Origin of the sequence: Streptomyces flaveolus (genome assembly GCF_014648815.1) — a bacterium.
Lineage (GTDB): Bacteria > Actinomycetota > Actinomycetes > Streptomycetales > Streptomycetaceae > Streptomyces > Streptomyces flaveolus.
In genome coordinates this window covers 279,092-296,089 of sequence record NZ_BMRV01000002.1, presented here as the reverse complement: position 1 = coordinate 296,089, position 16,998 = coordinate 279,092, and the positions used below count along the sequence as shown (strand labels likewise).

Sequence of the window (16,998 nt, the reverse complement as noted above, 5' to 3'; positions counted from 1 at the left end):
AGTCATGGGATACGCGTGAGAAGTGGCCAGTATGGTGGTGCGCGCCGCCGAGCCGCCCGCTTTCTGGTGTGCCGGGCGGCGGAGCCAACCGGGAGAACCTGCCTTGAGTCGTGAAACTGACAGTCCGTCCTCCGGGCCCCACGGGCGCGGTGGAGCCGCGTACCCGTCGGGCACCCCGCCCTACGGGACCCCCGTGGCTTCCGGCGCCGGTGCGGACGCGGGCCGTTCGGCCACGCGGCCGGAGGAGCGCAAGACCGAGACGACGCTGACGACCCGGATCCGGATCAACATCCCCGGGTCGCGGCCCATTCCGCCGGTCGTCGTGCGCAAGCCCGTCGCGGACGCCGAGAGCGCCGCCGCCGACACGGAGACGGCCGAGCAGCCCGAGCCGGGCGCCACCGCGCCCGCGGGCGCGGTCGAGCCTCCCGCCGAGCCCGCCCAGCCGGCCGAGGACAAGCCGACCAGCGACTGGTTCGCGCCCCGCAAGTCCGCGCCGGGCACACCCGGTCAGGGCGGCGGCTCCACCAACGGTGCGGGTCTGCCCGGTGGTTCCGGGGCCGGCAGCGCCGGCCCGGGCACCGGTCCGGGCCGAGCGTCCTCGGGTGCCGGTACGGCCGGCGGTGCGCGCCCGGGCGGCGGGAGTGGCCGCCCCGGTGGCGTGGTCGGCTCCATGAGCGTGCCGGGTGGTTCCCGGCCCGGTTCCACCAACGGCGCCGGCCTGCCCGGCGCGACCGGCGGACCCGTGGCGCCCGGACACGGCGGCGGCACCGGTTCCTTCGACGTGACCGAGGCGCTGGCGGCCGGACCGCTCGGCGGCAACGGGACGCGCCCGGGCGGCAACGGCACCGCCGAACGCGGCCGTGACGGCCTGCCGTTCTCCCCGGAGGACGGGCGCGGCGCGCGGAGCGTCTTCGACGGACTGGACGGGCAGAACCAGCAGAGCGGCCAGAACCGCCGGAACGGGCAGCCCGCTTCCGGCGGTCCCAAGGCGCCCGCGGGCCCGACGACCGGGCCGGTCACCGGGGACGGCCCCCCGCCGGTGCCCCCGCTCGACGGGCTGGGCGCACCGGGCCGGACCGACGCCCAGCGCGGCCCCGCACCCACCGGCCCGCGCGCCCCCGGCGCCCTCGGCGTACCGGGCGTTCCGGGCGGACCCCAGGGGCCCGGCAACGGCCCCGGCACCGCCCGTCCCGGCCCCGGTGGCGGGCTGAGCGACGACACCGCGATCCTCACCCCGCAGCGGCCCGCCCCGGAACCGCCGGGCGGCGCCCGCTACGGCAACCCGGACAACGTCTCCGGCAACACCGTCACCAGCGGCATCCCCGTCGTACCCGGCGACCGCAACACCCCGTTCCCCGGCGCGTCCCCCGACGGCCCGCGCCCGCACACGCCCCCGAAGGCGCCCGCCCCGGCCCCCGTGCCCCCGGCGGGTTCCGCCAAGCCGGCCGCCAAGAAGAAGGGCCGCAAGAAGCTCCCGCTGCTCGTCGGCGGCCTGATCGTCCTCGCCGGCGGTGCCTACGGCGCCGGCCTGCTGATGAACCACTCCGACGTGCCCAAGGGCACCACCGTGCTCGGCGTCGACATCGGCGGCGGCACGCGCGACGACGCCGTCGAGAAGCTGGACGACGCCCTCGGCGCCCGGGTGAACAAGCCGCTGAAGCTCACCGTGGGCGGCGACACCGTCTCCCTCAAGCCGGATCAGGCGGGGCTCCAGTTCGACACCCAGGCCACGGCCAGCGCGGCGGCGACCAGCGACTACAACCCGGTCTCCGTGATCGGCTCGCTCTTCGGCAACCACCGTGTCGTCGATCCGGTGATGCCCGTCGACGAGGAGAAGCTGCACGCCGCCCTCCAGGACGCGGCGGGCGGCGCCGGCTCGGCGACCGAGGGCACGATCAGGTTCGAGTCCGGCAAGGCCGTCCCGGTGTACGGCAAGGCGGGCAAGGGCATCGACGTCGCCAAGTCGACCGACGCGGTGGAGAAGGCGTACCGCGCCCAGGTGGAGACCGGCGCCTCCACCGCGGTGAACGTGCCGACGACCGACCGCCGGCCTACGGTCTCCAACGCCGAGGTCGACCGGATGATGAAGGAGTTCGCCGAGCCGGCGATGTCCGGCCTGGTGACGGTCCGCACCGACGCCGCGCACTCGGTCTCCTTCAGCCCCGGCAAGTCGCTGTGGAAGTTCCTCGCCGTCAAGCCGCAGAACGGCAAGCTGGTCGAGTACTACGACCTGGCCGCCCTGAAGGAGCTGTACGGCGACACCTTCGACGGCGTGCTCATCACCCGCGCCACCGGCCAGAAGACCCCGGTCACCGTCCAGGACGTGATCGGCGCCCTGCGCCCGGCGCTGAAGAGCACCGGCAACCGGGTCGGGGTCATCGACACCAACCCCAGCTGACGCACGGCCGACACGACGAGGGGGCACCCGGCGGACACCGGGTGCCCCCTCGTCGTGGCTCGCCCTGACCGGCGCCTCTGAGCGGGCAGCCTGGTCTTCGCCGTCCTCGGCGTCGCCATCGGACACCTGGCGGCCGGGTACGGGGTCCGCCCGTCACGGTGATCGTGTACTTCGGCCTGTCCATGCTCGGCGGCCTGTGGATGCCCACGACCACCTTCCCGGGCCGGCTCCGGAACATCGCCCCATGGCTGCCCACGCGCGCGTACGCTGCCCCGGGGCAGGCGATCGAACCGAGTCACGCCCCGCACGCACAGGATCCCGCCGTCCTCGCCGGTGATCGTCCTCACCACCTTCGGCCGGCCCGGCCATCTGCGCAGCGCCATGGAGTTCGGCGCGGACGCCTTCCTGGTCAAGGACGCCCCGGCGGCCCAACTGGCGCAGGCGGTACGGAAGGTCCTGGCGGGCGAGCGGGGCATCGACCCCACCCTGGCGGCAACGGCACTCGCCGAGGGCGCCAACCCCCTCACCGACCGCGAACGCGAGATCCTGCGCGCCGCGTCCGACGGCCCACCAACGCGGAACTCGCCAAGGCCCTGCACCTGTCCCAGGGCAGGGTCCGCAACTACCTCTCCCCAGCCGTCCAGAAACTGACGGCCTGCGACAGGGCGGAGCCGGTCCGCACAGCGAGGGACAAGGGCTGGCTGTAACGCAGCCCACCAGCCCACCAGCCTGCGGGCGGCCGTGCCTCCCCCAGTGCCTGAACGGCCTGGCACCCCGCACCTCAGGGCCGCGCACCCACCTGCCCCGCGCCGCACCGGCGTTCAGTTCAACAGCGCCCGAGCCGCCCGCGCCTCCCCCCGCACCCTCTCCGCCGCCCCCTCATCCACCGCCCCGACCACGTCGGCATACGCGTCCAACTCCACCGCCCCCGCCACGAACTCCCCCCGCTGCACCAGCAACTGCGCCCGCTCGTACCGCAACCGCGCCGCATGCGACGGCAACAGCAACGCCAGGTCGATCGCCCACAGCCCCACGTCGGACCGCTCCGGACGAGCCGCCGCCCACGCCCGGACGTTGTTCAGAATCCGCGACACCACGTCCAACGGCGCCGCAGGCTCCAGCATCGACGGATGCAGCCCCGCCCCCGTCGCCCCGGCGACCAGCATCTCCGCGTCGTTCCCGCTGAGCACCCGCCCGCCGTCGAACGGATCGGCGAGCACCCGGTCCCCCTCCGGCCCGAAGCCGACCACGAAATGCCCCGGCAGCGCGACCCCGTACACCGGAGCCCCCGCACGCCTGGCCACCTCCAGCCACACCACCGACAGCAGGATCGGCAGCCCCCGCCGGCGCCGCAGCACCTCGTGCAACAGCGACGACTCCAGGCGCCGGTAGTCCGCCGCGACCCCGTGGAACCCGTACCGCTCGCCCAGCAGGTCCCGCAGCGCGACCGCCCAGGCCCGCGGCGAGCCCGGCCGGAACGGCACCTGCCCGGCCAGCCGGTCGAATTCCATCTGCGCGGCGTCCAGACCCGCCTCGTCCAGCCCTTCGTCCGCCACGGCGCCCACCAGGAGGCACAGCGTCGACAGATCGGGCCGCTCGGACCGCGCCTCTTCGGCGAACCGACGCCGTACCTCGGCGGAACGCTCGGGCGACGGCGGATGGGGGAGGTGACGCATATCAGGCTCGTGCCCTCTCACGGCGGTCAGCGAACGGCGAACGACACCAGGCGGCCGGCACTCAGCCCTGCCCCGCCCCGGCGGCGCCTTCGGGCGCGCGGTAGTGGTGGTACGCGTGGTGCGCCGAGAACCCCATCCCGGCGTACAGCGCCCGCGCCCCCGCGTTGTCCGCCTCGACCTGCAGCCACGCCGCCGAGGCGCCCTCGTCGAGCGCCCGCCGGGCCAGCGCGGCCATGACCTCGGTGGCGAGCCCCCGTCGCCGCTGCCCGGGATCGACCTCGACGGCCGCGAAGGAGGCCCACCGTCCGTCCACGACACACCGCCCGATCGCGGCCGGCGCCTCCGCACCGGGCACCGTCGCGAACCACACCGACGGCCCCCCGCCCAGCACCCGCAGCGCCACCTCGCTCACCCCCTTGCGCTGGTACCGCGACAGCCACGCCTCGTCGGCCTCCCGGGACAGCACCACACCGGCCCCCTCGGCCCGGTCGGCGACCGGCGCCAGCCCGCCGGTCCACACCTCGGCCGTCACCTCCCGCACCCAGCCCCGCCGCTCCAGCTCCGCGCACAGCAGCTCCTGCGTGCCCTCGGCGCCGGTGGCGGTCTGGACGTACGCGGGCAGTCCACGCGCGCCGTACCAGCGGCGTACGGCGGTCAGCGCGTCGTCGAGGGGCATCCCCGGATCGCCGAGCGGCAGCACGGAGTTGGCCCGCCGCGTGAACCCGGCGGCGGCCCGCAGCTCCCACTCGCCGAGCCACTCGCTCTCCACCGGCCGCCAGGCCCTCGCCGCGACCCGCGCCAGTTCCTCGTAGGACGCGGCGGGACCGCGCCGACGCGCCGGGGCGGACGGTACGACCTTGGCCGCGACCAGGGTGGATTCCGGGATCCGGACCGACTCGCCACTCTTGCGTGTGATCAGCAGCACACCGTTGTCCCATGATGTGAGAACACCGACCGTGTCGGTGAACTTCTCACCTGCGACACCAGGTTCGCTCAAGCGCCGAACGGAGACTCGTTTGCCCACGTCAGCGGCCGTAATGCGGACCTCGAGTCGGCCGGCGGCAGAGATTTCCACGGGTCGGTCCACCCCTCCTGTTCGGATCATGCCCAAGAACGGAGATACTAGGGGCGGGCATCGACGACGCCGCGCTCCCGCGCGCCAGGCGGCGGAGCCTGAGGAGGCCCGCCAGCGCCCTATCGAGGAGGAACGACAGCGTGACCTACGTCATCGCGCAGCCTTGTGTCGACGTGAAGGACAAGGCGTGCATCGAGGAGTGCCCGGTCGACTGCATCTACGAGGGCCAGCGGTCCTTGTACATCCACCCGGACGAATGCGTCGACTGTGGTGCCTGTGAGCCGGTCTGCCCGGTCGAGGCGATCTTCTACGAGGACGACACTCCGGAGGAGTGGAAGGACTACTACAAGGCGAACGTCGAGTTCTTCGACGAGCTCGGCTCGCCCGGCGGCGCCAGCAAGCTGGGTCTGATCGAGCGCGACCACCCCTTCGTCGCCGCGCTGCCGCCGCAGAACCAGTAACGGCGGCCCGCACGCGCGCCGCCTCGGTCCCGTACGGCCCGGTCACCCCGATCGGCGCCGCACGGGACCGAGGCGTTTGCCGTACCGGGCGCCCCGACGAAAGTGAGCCAGTAACGTGTCCGCAGTCTCCGACCGCTTGCCCACCTTCCCCTGGGACAAGCTGGAGCCGTACAAGAGGACGGCCGCCGCGCACCCGGACGGCATCGTCGACCTCTCCGTCGGCACTCCGGTCGACCCGGTCCCCGAGCTGATCCAGAAGGCCCTGATCGACGCGGCGGACTCCCCGGGCTACCCGACCGTCTGGGGCACCCCGGCACTGCGCGACGCGATCACCGGCTGGGTCGAGCGCCGCCTCGGCGCCCGTGACGTCACCCACCGCCACGTCCTGCCGATCGTCGGCTCCAAGGAACTCGTCGCCTGGCTCCCGACCCAGCTGGGCCTCGGCCCCGGCGACCGCGTGGCCTTCCCGCGCCTCGCGTACCCGACGTACGAGGTCGGCGCGCGCCTGGCCCGCGCGGAGTACGAGGCGTACGACGATCCGACCGAGCTGGACCCGGCGGGGCTGAAGCTCCTCTGGCTCAACTCCCCGTCCAACCCGACCGGCAAGGTCCTCTCGCAGGCCGAGCTGGCCCGGATCGTCGCCTGGGCCCGCGAGCACGGCATCCTCGTCGTCTCCGACGAGTGCTACCTCGAGCTGGGCTGGGAGGCCGACCCGGTCTCGGTACTGCACCCGGACGTCAACGGCGGCTCCTACGACGGCCTCGTCGCCGTCCACTCCCTCTCCAAGCGCTCCAACCTCGCGGGCTACCGCGCGGCCTTCCTGGCCGGCGACCCGTCCGTCCTGGGCCCGCTCCTGGAGATCCGCAAGCACGGCGGCATGATGACCTCGGCGCCGACGCAGGCGGCCGTGGTGGCGGCCCTCGGCGACGACGAGCACGTCCGCGTCCAGCGCGAGCGGTATGCGGCCCGCCGCGCGGCCCTGCGCGAGGCGCTCCTCGGCCACGGCTTCCGCATCGAGCACAGCGAGGCCAGCCTCTACCTGTGGGCCACCCGCGACGAGTCCTGCTGGGACACGGTCGCCCACCTGGCCGAACGCGGCATCCTCGTGGCCCCGGGCGACTTCTACGGCCCGGCCGGCGAGAACTTCGTCCGCGTCGCCTTCACCGCCACGGACGCCCGCGTGGCAGCGGCGGTCTCCCGCCTGTAGCGCAACGAAGCGACGGGGCCCGGGAGCGAACCCGGACCCCGTCGCCGCAGCAGCCGGCGTCGGCCGGCCGTCAGCGCACCGGCAGCCCCTTCACCGGCAGCGCGTCACCCGCCGGCAGTCCACCCTTCGTGGCCGTCGAGGCGGTCTCGCCGACGACGCCCGTCGCGTCGCCGGCGGCCTTCTGCGCCACGGGCGTGGCCTTCTTGACGAGCGAACCACCGGTCTTGCCCGCGGCCGGCACGGACTTCTTGACGGCCTTGCCGCCGGTGTCGCCCGCGACCTTGGTGGCGTCCTTCGCGGCGCCGTCGACGGCCTTGCCGACGTTCGCCCCGTCCAGCGCGGTCAGCCCGCCGAGGTTCGGGGTGGCCGGCAGTTCGGGAGCCGCACTGGCGGAGCCGGCCGCACCGACCCCGGCAGCCGCTCCCGCAGCGACGAGCAGCGCGGCACGGGCGATCCGGCGGGTCAGGGGGAGGGACATGATGCTCCTTCGACGGAAGTCAACGATGAGGTTCCGACCTCGCCCGGCGGGTGATCGCCGGGCTCGGACGCAGTGACTACCGCTCGAAGCCCACGAAGGTTGCGGCGGCGCGACGTAAAGAGTTGGCAATGCGTCGCATTATCGGTTGCACAGAAAAGCGGGCAAAAAGGCTCCCGCCGGAAAGCCTGCTGAATCCTTACAGCGCTTTGTTTTCCCGGGTTCCGGGAGATTCGGGGGTGACGACGCGAAAACCTGCGCACCCCGTCGACTTCGTGCCGGTGCGACTCCCTCTCGCGGGTGACGGCTCGTACTACCGCGCGGACGTGATCCGGACCGAACCCGTGCCCTGCTCCGCACCGTGGGTGCCGGCCTTGCCCGTCGCGTGCCACTTGCTGTCCGTGTTCCCGGCGGTCCACTGCCGGCCGGCGTAGGTGACCCGCTCGATGCGCAGCGCGGACGCGTTGGCCACCGCCCAGTGCGCCAGCTGCCAGCCGCGCCGCTCGGCGCTCCGGCCCGCGCCCGAGCCGTGGCCGCCGTCCACGGGCAGGGTCACGGTCCGTCCGTCGGAGCCGCCGCGGGCGCCCGGGGACGCCGCGCGACCGGGCTCCGTCGAGGTGCCCACCTCCGCGCCGGCCGGCTGGAGCACATCGCGTCCGAAGTCCCGTACCAGCGCCGCACGTACCGCGTCCGGCCCCTCGGCCCGGTGCGCGCCGGGGCGCCCTTCGCAGGTCAGCGTCGCCGCGGACCGGCCGGTCAGGGCCGCCGCCAGCAGCGTCGCGTCCGGCTCGTGCTTGGCGTACGCGTCGGGGAAGCCGCTGCGCTGCACGCGCTGCGCGGCGACCGTCAGGGGCAGGCGCGTGTATCCGGGCACCTCGACCAGGTGGTCGTAGAACATGCCCGCCGAGTACGCCGGGTCCATGATCTCCTTCGGGGTGCCCCAGCCCTGCGAGGGCCGCTGCTGGAACAGGCCGAGCGAGTCACGGTCGCCGTAGTCGATGTTGCGCAGCGCGGACTCCTGCAGCGCGGTCGCCAGGGCGATCGTCACCGCCCGTTCGGGCAGGTCGCGTGCGGTGCCCACGGCGGTGATCGTCGCCGCGTTCACCGCCTGCTCCGGCGTGAACTCGTAGACCGTACGGTCGTCGTCGCCCGAGACGACCTTGCAGCCCGGCGCGCCGCCGGTGACGTACTGGACCGTGAGGTAACCGGCGACCGCGAGCAGGACCACGAAGGCAGCCCCGGCACGGAGGAGGCGGCCGCGGCGTTTGCGGGTGGGGGACGGCTCAGACACGCGTACAAGGTACTGGAGAGTAGGGCTCCTGGTGTGCCGGGTGCGGATGATGCGCGAGGACGCCGTCCACGACCCGGCGGGTAGGGTCGACGGCATGGCCGATACCCCGCTTGACCTCACGCTGGACGCCGCGGAGCTCACCGCGCGGCTCGTCGACTTCCCCTCCGAGAGCGGCTCCGAGAAGCCCTTGGCGGATGCGATCGAGAGCGCACTGCGCGCCCTGCCGCACCTGACGGTCGACCGGTACGGCAACAACGTCGTGGCCCGCACGGACCTGGGCCGGGCGGAGCGCGTGATCCTCGCCGGGCACATCGACACCGTGCCGATCGCCGACAACGTCCCCTCCCGGCTGGACGAAAACGGCGTCCTGTGGGGCTGCGGCACCTGCGACATGAAGGCGGGCGTCGCCGTGCAGCTGCGCATCGCCGCCACGGTCCCGGCCCCCAACCGCGACCTGACCTTCGTCTTCTACGACAACGAGGAGGTCGCCGCCGAGCTGAACGGCCTGAAGCACGTGGCCGAGGCGCACCCCGAGTGGCTGGAGGGCGACTTCGCGGTGCTCCTGGAGCCGTCGGACGGCCAGGTGGAGGGCGGCTGTCAGGGCACCCTGCGGGTCCTGCTGAGGACGACGGGGGAGCGCGCGCACTCCGCACGGAGCTGGATGGGCTCCAACGCGATCCACGCGGCCGCCCCGATCCTCGCGCGCCTGGCCGCGTACGAGCCGCGCTACCCGGTGATCGACGGCCTGGAGTACCGCGAGGGCCTGAACGCGGTCGGCATCACGGGCGGGGTGGCGGGCAACGTCATCCCCGACGAGTGCGTGGTCACCGTCAACTTCCGCTACGCCCCGGACCGCAGCCCCGAGGACGCCCTCGCCCATGTCCGCGAGGTCTTCGCGGACTGCGGGGTCGCGGAGTTCGTGGTCGACGACCACAGCGGCGCGGCCCTGCCGGGACTGTCCCACCCCGCCGCGGCGGCCTTCATCGAGGCGGTCGGCGGCACCCCGCAGCCCAAGTACGGCTGGACGGACGTGTCGCGCTTCTCCGCGCTCGGCGTCCCGGCGGTCAACTACGGCCCGGGCAACCCCCACTTGGCGCACAAGCGGGACGAACGGGTCGAGACGGCGAAGATCCTCGCGGGGGAGGAGCGGCTGCGGTCCTGGCTGACGGCATGATCCGGTCCGGGTTTACGCCGCTGCGTGCCGGACATGCTGAGGTCCCCCGTACGTAACCCGCGTCGATCTACGCTGAGGTGGAACCACCTGCAAACGGAGGGAGCGCACATGCCTACAGGCAACCCCGAGGGCAAGAAGCAGCCGCCGGAGGAACAGCGCCTGGGCCCGGTCCTCCGACGGCGCGACCAGGTCCAGGGGAGCACCACGGACCAGCGCCTGCTGGACGAGCGTGCCCCCACGGACTGGGTCCACACCGACCCCTGGCGCGTCCTGCGGATCCAGTCGGAGTTCATCGAGGGCTTCGGCACGCTCGCCGAACTCCCGCCCGCGATCAGCGTCTTCGGCTCCGCCCGCACACCGGTCGACTCGCCGGAGTACGACGCCGGCGTCCGGCTGGGCCGCGGCCTGGTCGACGCGGGCTTCGCGGTCATCACCGGCGGCGGTCCCGGGGCGATGGAGGCGGCCAACAAGGGCGCGCTGGAGGCGAAGGGCATCTCGGTCGGCCTCGGCATCGAGCTGCCCTTCGAGCAGGGCCTCAACCCGTACGTCGACATCGGGCTGAACTTCCGTTACTTCTTCGTCCGCAAGATGATGTTCGTGAAGTACGCCCAGGGCTTCGTGGTCCTGCCCGGCGGCCTCGGCACCCTCGACGAACTCTTCGAGGCGCTCACCCTGGTGCAGACCCAGAAGGTCACCCGCTTCCCCATCGTCCTCTTCGGCTCCGAGTACTGGGGCGGCCTGGTCGACTGGCTCCGGGGCACCCTGGTCGCCCAGGGCAAGGCGGCGGAGAAGGACCTGCTCCTGTTCCACGTCACGGACGACGTGGACGAGGCCGTCGCCCTGGTCTCCAAGGAGGCAGGCCGCTGAACCGAGGGTGCCGCCCGCAGGGGTGCAGCGGACGCGCGCACGGCAGGGGTGCGACGCAGTACCCGCCGGGGTCCAGGGGCGAAGCCCCTGGGGACGGGAACGGGTAAGGGCGGCGGGGGCGAGAAAACCCCCACGCCGCCCCACGCGCCGCCTACGCCCCTACGCCAACCCCCGCCGAGCCACCGCGGGTGCCCGGTGGCCGGCGATCGTCGCCACCATGTCCAGCACCTGCCGCGTCTCCGCCACCTCGTGCACCCGGTACACCCGCGCCCCCAGCCACGCCGACACCGCCGTCGTCGCCAGCGTCCCCAGCACCCGTTCCTTCACCGGCCGGTCCAGCGTCTCCCCGACGAAGTCCTTGTTGGACAGGGACACCAGCACCGGCCACCCCGTCTCCACCATCTCCCCGAGCCGCCGCGTCGCCTCCAGGCTGTGCCGCGTGTTCTTCCCGAAGTCGTGCCCGGGATCGATCAGCACCGACTCCCGCGGCACCCCCAGCGCCACCGCCCGCTCGGCCAGCCCCACCGTCACGTCGAGGATGTCGGCCATGACGTCGTCGTACGTCACCCGGTGCGGCCGCGTCCGCGGCTCGGCGCCACCGGCGTGCGTGCACACCAGCCCCACCCCGTACCGCGCCGCGACCTCGGCGAGCTTCGGGTCGACCCCGCCCCACGCGTCGTTCAGCAGGTCCGCCCCCGCCTCGCACACGGCCTCGCCGACCTCGTGCCGCCAGGTGTCCACGCTGATCACGACGTCCGGGAACCGCCGCCGCACCTCCGCGACGAAGCCCACGGTCCGCCGCGCCTCCTCCGCCGCCGACACCTCGTCGCCGGGCCCGGCCTTCACCCCGCCGACGTCGATGATCGCGGCCCCTTCGGCCACGGCCTGCTCCACGCGCGCGAGCGCCGGCTCGTCGCGGAAGGTGGCGCCCTGGTCGTAGAAGGAGTCCGGGGTCCGGTTCACGATCGCCATGATCACCGGCTCGTGCGGCGCGAACTCACGTGTGCCCAGCCTGAGCATCCCCTGTGACATCTCCTCGTCCATACCGTCCCTCACGTCCCGCTCCGGCTCCGACGTCCCGCTCTTCGGCGTCCGCCGCGTCCTTCGACCGCCTGCGATCGTCCGCCTGCGATCCCGACTGTCAGACTCGCATGGCACGATCGGACCCGACACAACGACTCCGATCCAACCAGCCGACCATGGGGGCCCAGCGGTGGTCATGTTCCTCTTCCTCGTCGTCGCGCTCGCCGTCGTGGTCACCGCGGTGACGCTCGCCGTGGTGAGCGGCGGCGACAGCGGGCCGCTGCCCGAGGCCGCGCCCGAGCAGCTGCGGGACTCCCTGCCCCCGGACCGTCCGGTGGCCCGCGCGGACGTGGAGCGGCTCCGCTTCCCGCTCGTCGTCCGGGGCTACCGCATGGCGGACGTCGACGACGCCCTCGGCCGGCTCGGCGCCGAGCTCTCCGAGCGCGACGCCCGCATCGCCGACCTGGAGTCCGCGCTCGCGGGCGCCCGGGCCGCCGCCCACCACGTCACCATGGAGAAGCCGGCCCAGGAGGAGCAGCAGTGAGCGCCGGTGAGGCCGTCGCCGGTCCGGACGGTGCGCCGCGCTGCCCCTGGGCCCTGTCCACCGCGGACTACGTGACGTACCACGACGAGGAGTGGGGCCGCCCGGTCCACGGCGACGACGCCCTGTTCGAGCGGCTCAGCCTGGAGGCCTTCCAGTCCGGCCTGTCCTGGATCACCATCCTGCGCCGCCGCCCCGGCTTCCGTGCCGCCTTCGCGGACTTCCGGATCGCCGAGGTCGCGGAGTTCACCGACGAGGACCGCGAGCGGCTGCTCGCCGACCCGGGCATCATCCGCAACCGCGCCAAGATCGACGCGACCCTCGCCAACGCGCGCGTGCTGACCGCATGGGCCCCCGGAGAGCTGGACGAGCTGATCTGGTCCCACGCCCCCGACCCGGACGGCCGCCCGGTGCCCAAGACCCTCGCCGACGTCCCGGCCGTCACCCCGGAGTCGACGGCCCTGTCGAAGGCCCTGAAGAAGCGGGGCCTGCGCTTCGTCGGCCCCACGACGGCGTACGCGCTGATGCAGGCGTGCGGACTGGTCGACGACCACCTGGCGGCCTGCGTGGCCCGGCGGGCGTGAGCGGCGCGGCCCGCGACCGCACCGCCCGCCGCGCCCGGCTCAGCGCCCCAGGTAGACCGGCTTCTCCTTGTCGACGAACGCCTGCACCGCGATCCCGTGGTCCTGCGACGACCCCGCCCGCGCCTGCAGCTCGTCCTCCTTCTCCAGCGTCTCGGAGAGCGAGTGCGTCAGCCCGTAGGCCATCGCCTCCTTCAGCGCCGCGTAGGCCACCGTCGGCCCCTCGGCCAGGGCCCGTGCCGTCCGCTCGGCCTCGGCGCGCAGGTCGGCGGCCGGGACGACCCGGTTGGCGATGCCGAGCTCGTACGCCTCCTGGGCCTTGACGCTGCGCGGGAACAGCAGCAGGTCGGCGGCGCGCCCGGGGCCGACGACGCGCGGCAGCGTCCAGGAGACGCCCGAGTCGGCGGTCAGCGCGACGCCCGCGAACGACGTGTTGAACGCCGCCGTCTCCGCGACGATCCGGTAGTCCGCGGCGAGCGCGAAACCGAAGCCCGCCCCGGCCGCCACCCCGTTCACGGCGGCGACCACCGGTTTGGGCGCCTCGGCCAGCGCCCGCACGATCGGGTTGTAGTGCTCGCGGACCGTGCTCATGGTCCGGCCCTCGCCGGTCTCCCGGTCGGCGGCCAGCAGCCCGATGTGCTCCTTGAGGTCCTGGCCGACGCAGAACGCCCGCTCCCCGGCCGCCGTCAGCAGCACCGCCCGCACGGCGTCGTCCGCCGCGGCGGACCGCACCACGTCCCGGAGCGCGACCTTGGTCTCGATGTTCAGCGCGTTCATCGCCTCGGGGCGGTTCAGCGTGATCGTCGCGAGCCCGTCGCTCACCTCGTAGAGCACGGTGTCGGCCATGGATATCCCCTCCGCGTCGCGGCTTGTGTCTGCAGGACAGCATGACGGAGATCACCGGCGGCGGACCGCCGCAGGGGTGTGACCTCCGTCAAAGAATTCCGGTCCGTATCCATTCGGCGGGAGTGGGTCGGGGCGCGCAGTATCGCAGTCACATCGCCGAATTGAGTGGTTTTGCTCGCGCGCGTTGCCCAAGCGATGCCGACCGATGTTGGTCATCGGGTCCTGGGATGCGGGATAATGGCTGGGAAGCAATGTGTTCGATGCCGGTGTCGCGCGTCCAAGCCGGACTGCGCGTGCCCTCACGGGCCGTCGGCGGTGACGGTGAGCTGGTATCAGGAAGGGGAACGAGCATGGCGGCCATGAAGCCGCGGACGGGCGATGGCCCGCTCGAGGTGACCAAGGAGGGGCGGGGCATCGTCATGCGCGTTCCGCTCGAAGGCGGCGGTCGACTCGTCGTCGAGCTGACCCCCGACGAGGCCGACGCGCTCGGCGACGCCCTCAAGAAGGTCGTCGGCTGACGCGCAAGCGACCATACCCGTTCAGTCGCCCCGGTGCCGTACCTGGTGCCGGGGCGATTGATTTCCCGGTTTTTCTCCGGCTTTCCGGGTTTCTCCCGGACGGTTTCATAACGTTTTCATGCGTCCCGCGCTGCTTCTCCCCGCCTGGCTACCGCTTCACCGCGCACAGCAGCCCGTCGCCCACCGGCAGCAATGACGGCACCAGTTCCTGGCTCTCCCGCACCGCGCGCAGCACCTCTCGCAGCCGCAGCACCTCGGTGGGCTGCGGTCCGGAGTCGATCGTCCTGCCGGTCCCGAAGACGCCCTCGAACGCGACGAGACCCCCCGGACGCAGCAGGCGCAACGATTCGGCGAGGTAGTCCAGGTACTCCAGCCGGTCGCCGTCGCAGAAGACGAGGTCGTAGCCGGCGTCCGCCAGCCGGGGCAGGACGTCCAGGGCGCGGCCCGGGATGAAGCGGGCCCTGTTGCTGGCGAAACCCGCGGCCCGGAAGGCCTGCCGGGCGAACTGCTGGTGCTCCGGCTCCGGGTCGACGGTGGTCAGGACCCCGTCCGGCCGCATGCCCTGCAGCAGATGGATCCCCGACACGCCGCAGCCGGTACCGATCTCCGCGACCGCCTTGGCGTCCACGGCGGCGGCGAGCAACCCGAGCGCCGACCCGGTGCCGGGTGTCACCGAGCGCAGGCCCGCCTCGCAGGCCCGGTCGCGTGCCCAGCGCAGCGCGTCGTCCTCGGCGACATAGGCGTCGGCGAACGCCCAGCTCGTCTGCCGGTTGCCGGTAATGACCCTCTCCTGTCCCCGTCGTTGCCTCGGCGTGACTGTATCCGTTGGCGTCGGGAACCCGCAGATGGGACCGGTCGTTTAAAGGGGTACGGGAAGACACGGCGTAGCGGCCGGCACGGCGACGGGGGCAGCGGATGGGCAGGGGCACCGAGCAAGTGCTGACGCAGCCGTACGAGCGGTATCAGCTCAGATCAAATTCTCGTAAAACTGCTTATCCGGAGCTAACGGGCGAGGTGGCTATGGTAGGGGCTCCACTGGACACCACCAGAGCCGACAGGGGAGGTGCGGCCGTACCTGTGGATCGGGGAGGAGTGCTGCGGCGCTTTCTCGGATCGGCGGGCAGGCCGAAATCCGTGAACGACACCGCTGCTGACCACAGCCACGCCACTGGTCCTGCCTCAGGACACACCCAGACCGCGACCTTCACCAGCGACGCGGACGGGCAGGCGTGGACTCCGCCCACCTGGGAGGAGATCGTCAGCACACACAGCGGCCGGGTCTACCGCCTCGCCTACCGCCTCACCGGCAACCAGCACGACGCCGAGGACCTCACCCAGGAGGTGTTCGTCCGCGTCTTCCGGTCCCTGTCGACCTACACGCCGGGCACCTTCGAGGGCTGGCTGCACCGCATCACCACCAACCTGTTCCTGGACATGGTGCGCCGCAAGCAGCGCATCCGCTTCGACGCGCTCGGCGACGACGCGGCCGAGCGGCTGCCCAGCAAGGAGCCCACCCCGCAGCAGGTCTTCCACGACGCCCACTTCGACGCGGACGTCCAGCAGGCGCTGGACACCCTCGCGCCCGAGTTCCGCGCCGCCGTCGTCCTGTGCGACATCGAAGGGCTGTCGTACGAGGAGATCGCCGCGACCCTCGGCGTCAAGCTCGGCACCGTCCGCTCCCGCATCCACCGTGGCCGCTCCCAGCTGCGCAAGGCCCTCGCGCACCGTTCCCCCCAGGCCCGCGCCGAGCGCCGCTCCTTCGTGGCCCGTGTTCCCGCACTGGGAGGAGGGGGCACGAGCGCGTGAGTGGGTCACGGCCGGAACCGGAGGGACACCTCGCGGAGCAGCACCTGGGAGACCGACTCTCCGCCCTCGTGGACGGAGAGCTCGGTCATGACGCGCGTGAGCGCGTGCTGGCGCACGTGGCGACCTGCCCGAAGTGCAAGGCGGAGGTCGACGCGCAGCGCCGTCTGAAGAACGTCTTCGCGGCCGCCGCCCCGCCGGCCCCGTCGGAGAGCTTCCTGGCCCGCCTCCAGGGGCTTCCGGGCGGCGGCGACGGGGACGGCCACGGCTCGCCGCTGAGCGGCGGGCGGTTCTCCGACCCGATGCCCGGCATGCCCGGGAAGTTCGAGTTCGGTTACGTCCCCGCCCGCCCGCACTCCTCCCTGCTGGCGTCCTCGTCGGCGGACCGGGGCTTCCGGATCCATGACGTGAGCCGGCACGAGTCGGAGCGGACGGCCTCGCGAGGCATGCGGTTCGCCTTCGTCGCCGCGGGAGCGGTGTCGCTGGCCGCGATCGCGCTGGGTGGTGTCACCCTCGGCACACCCGACACCACCACGGAGGCCCGGGGTTCCGGCGCCGGCAGCAATGTGACGCCGCTGGGCACCCAGGGCGCGGGAGCGGCCAAGAGCCCCGAGAGCCAGCGCCGCCGCTCGGCCGGCCCGCTGCTCGGACAGGCCCAGGGCCAGCGGACGCTCGGCGAGGCCCCCGTGGCCCCGACCGAGGTCTCCGCGCCGCTGCTGCCCGGCCTGCCGGCCCCCGCGGGCTCCGACCCACGGCAGCAGGCCGTACGGGCGCTGACCAAGCCGGTCACGGTCGGCGCGGTCGCCGTGTCCCCGCTGATACGGCCGCTGGACGCGGTACCGCCGCTCGCGCTGGCCGCCTGGCCGTCGCCGCCCGTGGTCGAACCGCCCGGTCTGTTCACCGCACCCGCCCCCGATCCGCTCTCCTCCCCCCGGGCCTCGGCGCTCCCCGCCGTGCCCCACCGTCCGGCTCCCTGACGGGATCTGCGCGTCGGCGCGCGGACCTGATTGAATCCGGGATGGCGCCAGAGCCCTTGGAGCCGACGATCCGCGGCCAGGTGTG

17 protein-coding genes and 2 pseudogenes are annotated in these 16,998 nt (G+C 73.3%); 12 read left to right on the top strand and 7 right to left on the bottom strand.

Annotated features, from left to right (window positions below):
• Nucleotides 1-103: 103 nt before the first annotated feature.
• The 3 genes and pseudogenes from IEZ05_RS05260 to IEZ05_RS05255 all read left to right on the top strand — a co-directional run.
• Entirely contained in the window at nt 104-2,398 is a 2,295-nt protein-coding gene (locus IEZ05_RS05260) for a hypothetical protein (RefSeq protein ID WP_189228812.1), read from the top strand.
• Between the two features lie 55 nt (nt 2,399-2,453).
• Nucleotides 2,454-2,727 (top strand): annotated as a pseudogene (locus IEZ05_RS36175) (ABC transporter permease); the annotation flags it as partial.
• A gap of 4 nt (nt 2,728-2,731) precedes the next feature.
• A pseudogene (locus IEZ05_RS05255) lies at nt 2,732-3,105 on the top strand (response regulator transcription factor); the annotation flags it as partial.
• Between the two features lie 114 nt (nt 3,106-3,219).
• On the opposite strand, the gene IEZ05_RS05250 reads toward IEZ05_RS05255, so the two are convergent.
• Entirely contained in the window at nt 3,220-4,074 is an 855-nt protein-coding gene (locus IEZ05_RS05250; protein ID WP_189228811.1) for a transglutaminase-like domain-containing protein, read from the bottom strand.
• 61 nt (nt 4,075-4,135) lie between these two features.
• Nucleotides 4,136-5,149 (bottom strand): GNAT family N-acetyltransferase, encoded by a 1,014-nt coding sequence (locus IEZ05_RS05245; RefSeq protein WP_189228810.1) that lies wholly within the window; start codon nt 5,147-5,149, stop codon nt 4,136-4,138.
• A gap of 140 nt (nt 5,150-5,289) precedes the next feature.
• Here IEZ05_RS05245 and fdxA point away from each other — a divergent pair, with 140 nt between their 5' ends.
• Both fdxA and IEZ05_RS05235 read left to right on the top strand, forming a co-directional pair.
• Nucleotides 5,290-5,610, top strand: a complete 321-nt coding sequence (fdxA, locus tag IEZ05_RS05240; RefSeq protein ID WP_003973842.1) for a ferredoxin — start codon at nt 5,290-5,292, stop codon at nt 5,608-5,610.
• Between the two features lie 115 nt (nt 5,611-5,725).
• Nucleotides 5,726-6,817, top strand: coding sequence for a bifunctional succinyldiaminopimelate transaminase/glutamate-prephenate aminotransferase (locus IEZ05_RS05235; RefSeq protein ID WP_189228809.1), 1,092 nt, complete (start codon nt 5,726-5,728; stop codon nt 6,815-6,817).
• Nucleotides 6,818-6,887: 70 nt separating this feature from the next.
• Here the strand turns inward: IEZ05_RS05235 and IEZ05_RS05230 are convergent, their stop codons facing one another.
• Complete coding sequence (locus IEZ05_RS05230) at nt 6,888-7,295, bottom strand: ATP-binding protein (protein WP_189228808.1); 408 nt, start codon at nt 7,293-7,295, stop codon at nt 6,888-6,890.
• A 310-nt stretch (nt 7,296-7,605) separates the two neighbouring features.
• Nucleotides 7,606-8,583, bottom strand: coding sequence for a heavy metal transporter (locus tag IEZ05_RS05225; protein ID WP_189228807.1), 978 nt, complete (start codon nt 8,581-8,583; stop codon nt 7,606-7,608).
• A 94-nt stretch (nt 8,584-8,677) separates the two neighbouring features.
• Here IEZ05_RS05225 and dapE point away from each other — a divergent pair, with 94 nt between their 5' ends.
• Nucleotides 8,678-9,757 carry a succinyl-diaminopimelate desuccinylase gene (gene dapE / locus IEZ05_RS05220; protein ID WP_189228806.1) on the top strand — a complete coding sequence of 360 codons (1,080 nt, stop codon included), beginning with the start codon at nt 8,678-8,680 and terminating at the stop codon, nt 9,755-9,757.
• Between the two features lie 108 nt (nt 9,758-9,865).
• Complete coding sequence (locus tag IEZ05_RS05215; RefSeq protein ID WP_189228805.1) at nt 9,866-10,624, top strand: LOG family protein; 759 nt, start codon at nt 9,866-9,868, stop codon at nt 10,622-10,624.
• A 159-nt stretch (nt 10,625-10,783) separates the two neighbouring features.
• Here the strand turns inward: IEZ05_RS05215 and folP are convergent, their stop codons facing one another.
• Nucleotides 10,784-11,644 carry a dihydropteroate synthase gene (gene folP, locus IEZ05_RS05210; protein ID WP_189229213.1) on the bottom strand — a complete coding sequence of 287 codons (861 nt, stop codon included), beginning with the start codon at nt 11,642-11,644 and terminating at the stop codon, nt 10,784-10,786.
• Nucleotides 11,645-11,843: 199 nt separating this feature from the next.
• On the opposite strand from folP, the gene IEZ05_RS05205 reads away from it, so the two are divergent.
• Together IEZ05_RS05205 and IEZ05_RS05200 are read left to right on the top strand one after the other, a co-directional pair.
• Complete coding sequence (locus tag IEZ05_RS05205; protein WP_189229212.1) at nt 11,844-12,191, top strand: DivIVA domain-containing protein; 348 nt, start codon at nt 11,844-11,846, stop codon at nt 12,189-12,191.
• Nucleotides 12,188-12,772 carry a DNA-3-methyladenine glycosylase I gene (locus tag IEZ05_RS05200; RefSeq protein ID WP_189228804.1) on the top strand — a complete coding sequence of 195 codons (585 nt, stop codon included), beginning with the start codon at nt 12,188-12,190 and terminating at the stop codon, nt 12,770-12,772. The genes IEZ05_RS05205 and IEZ05_RS05200 overlap by 4 nt, the downstream gene beginning before the upstream one ends.
• A 39-nt stretch (nt 12,773-12,811) precedes the next feature.
• Here IEZ05_RS05200 and chcB read toward each other — a convergent pair whose 3' ends face one another.
• Nucleotides 12,812-13,621 (bottom strand): 2-cyclohexenylcarbonyl CoA isomerase, encoded by an 810-nt coding sequence (chcB, locus tag IEZ05_RS05195; RefSeq protein WP_457852738.1) that lies wholly within the window; start codon nt 13,619-13,621, stop codon nt 12,812-12,814.
• A 344-nt stretch (nt 13,622-13,965) separates the two neighbouring features.
• On the opposite strand from chcB, the gene IEZ05_RS05190 reads away from it, so the two are divergent.
• Nucleotides 13,966-14,133: a DUF3117 domain-containing protein gene (locus IEZ05_RS05190; protein ID WP_003966491.1), complete on the top strand. Its 168-nt coding sequence runs from the start codon at nt 13,966-13,968 to the stop codon at nt 14,131-14,133.
• Between the two features lie 148 nt (nt 14,134-14,281).
• Here the strand turns inward: IEZ05_RS05190 and IEZ05_RS05185 are convergent, their stop codons facing one another.
• A complete protein-coding gene (locus IEZ05_RS05185; RefSeq protein WP_308032459.1) occupies nt 14,282-14,980 on the bottom strand; it encodes an O-methyltransferase in 699 nt (232 codons plus the stop codon).
• 287 nt (nt 14,981-15,267) lie between these two features.
• Here IEZ05_RS05185 and sigE point away from each other — a divergent pair, with 287 nt between their 5' ends.
• On the top strand, nt 15,268-15,939 hold the full coding sequence (gene sigE, locus IEZ05_RS05180) for an RNA polymerase sigma factor SigE (protein WP_189228802.1): 672 nt from the start codon (nt 15,268-15,270) through the stop codon (nt 15,937-15,939).
• The gene (locus IEZ05_RS05175; protein WP_189228801.1) at nt 15,936-16,913 is read left to right on the top strand and encodes an anti-sigma factor family protein; all 978 of its coding nucleotides are present in this window, start codon (nt 15,936-15,938) and stop codon (nt 16,911-16,913) included. Before sigE ends, IEZ05_RS05175 begins: the two co-directional genes overlap by 4 nt.
• Nucleotides 16,914-16,998 lie beyond the last annotated feature (85 nt).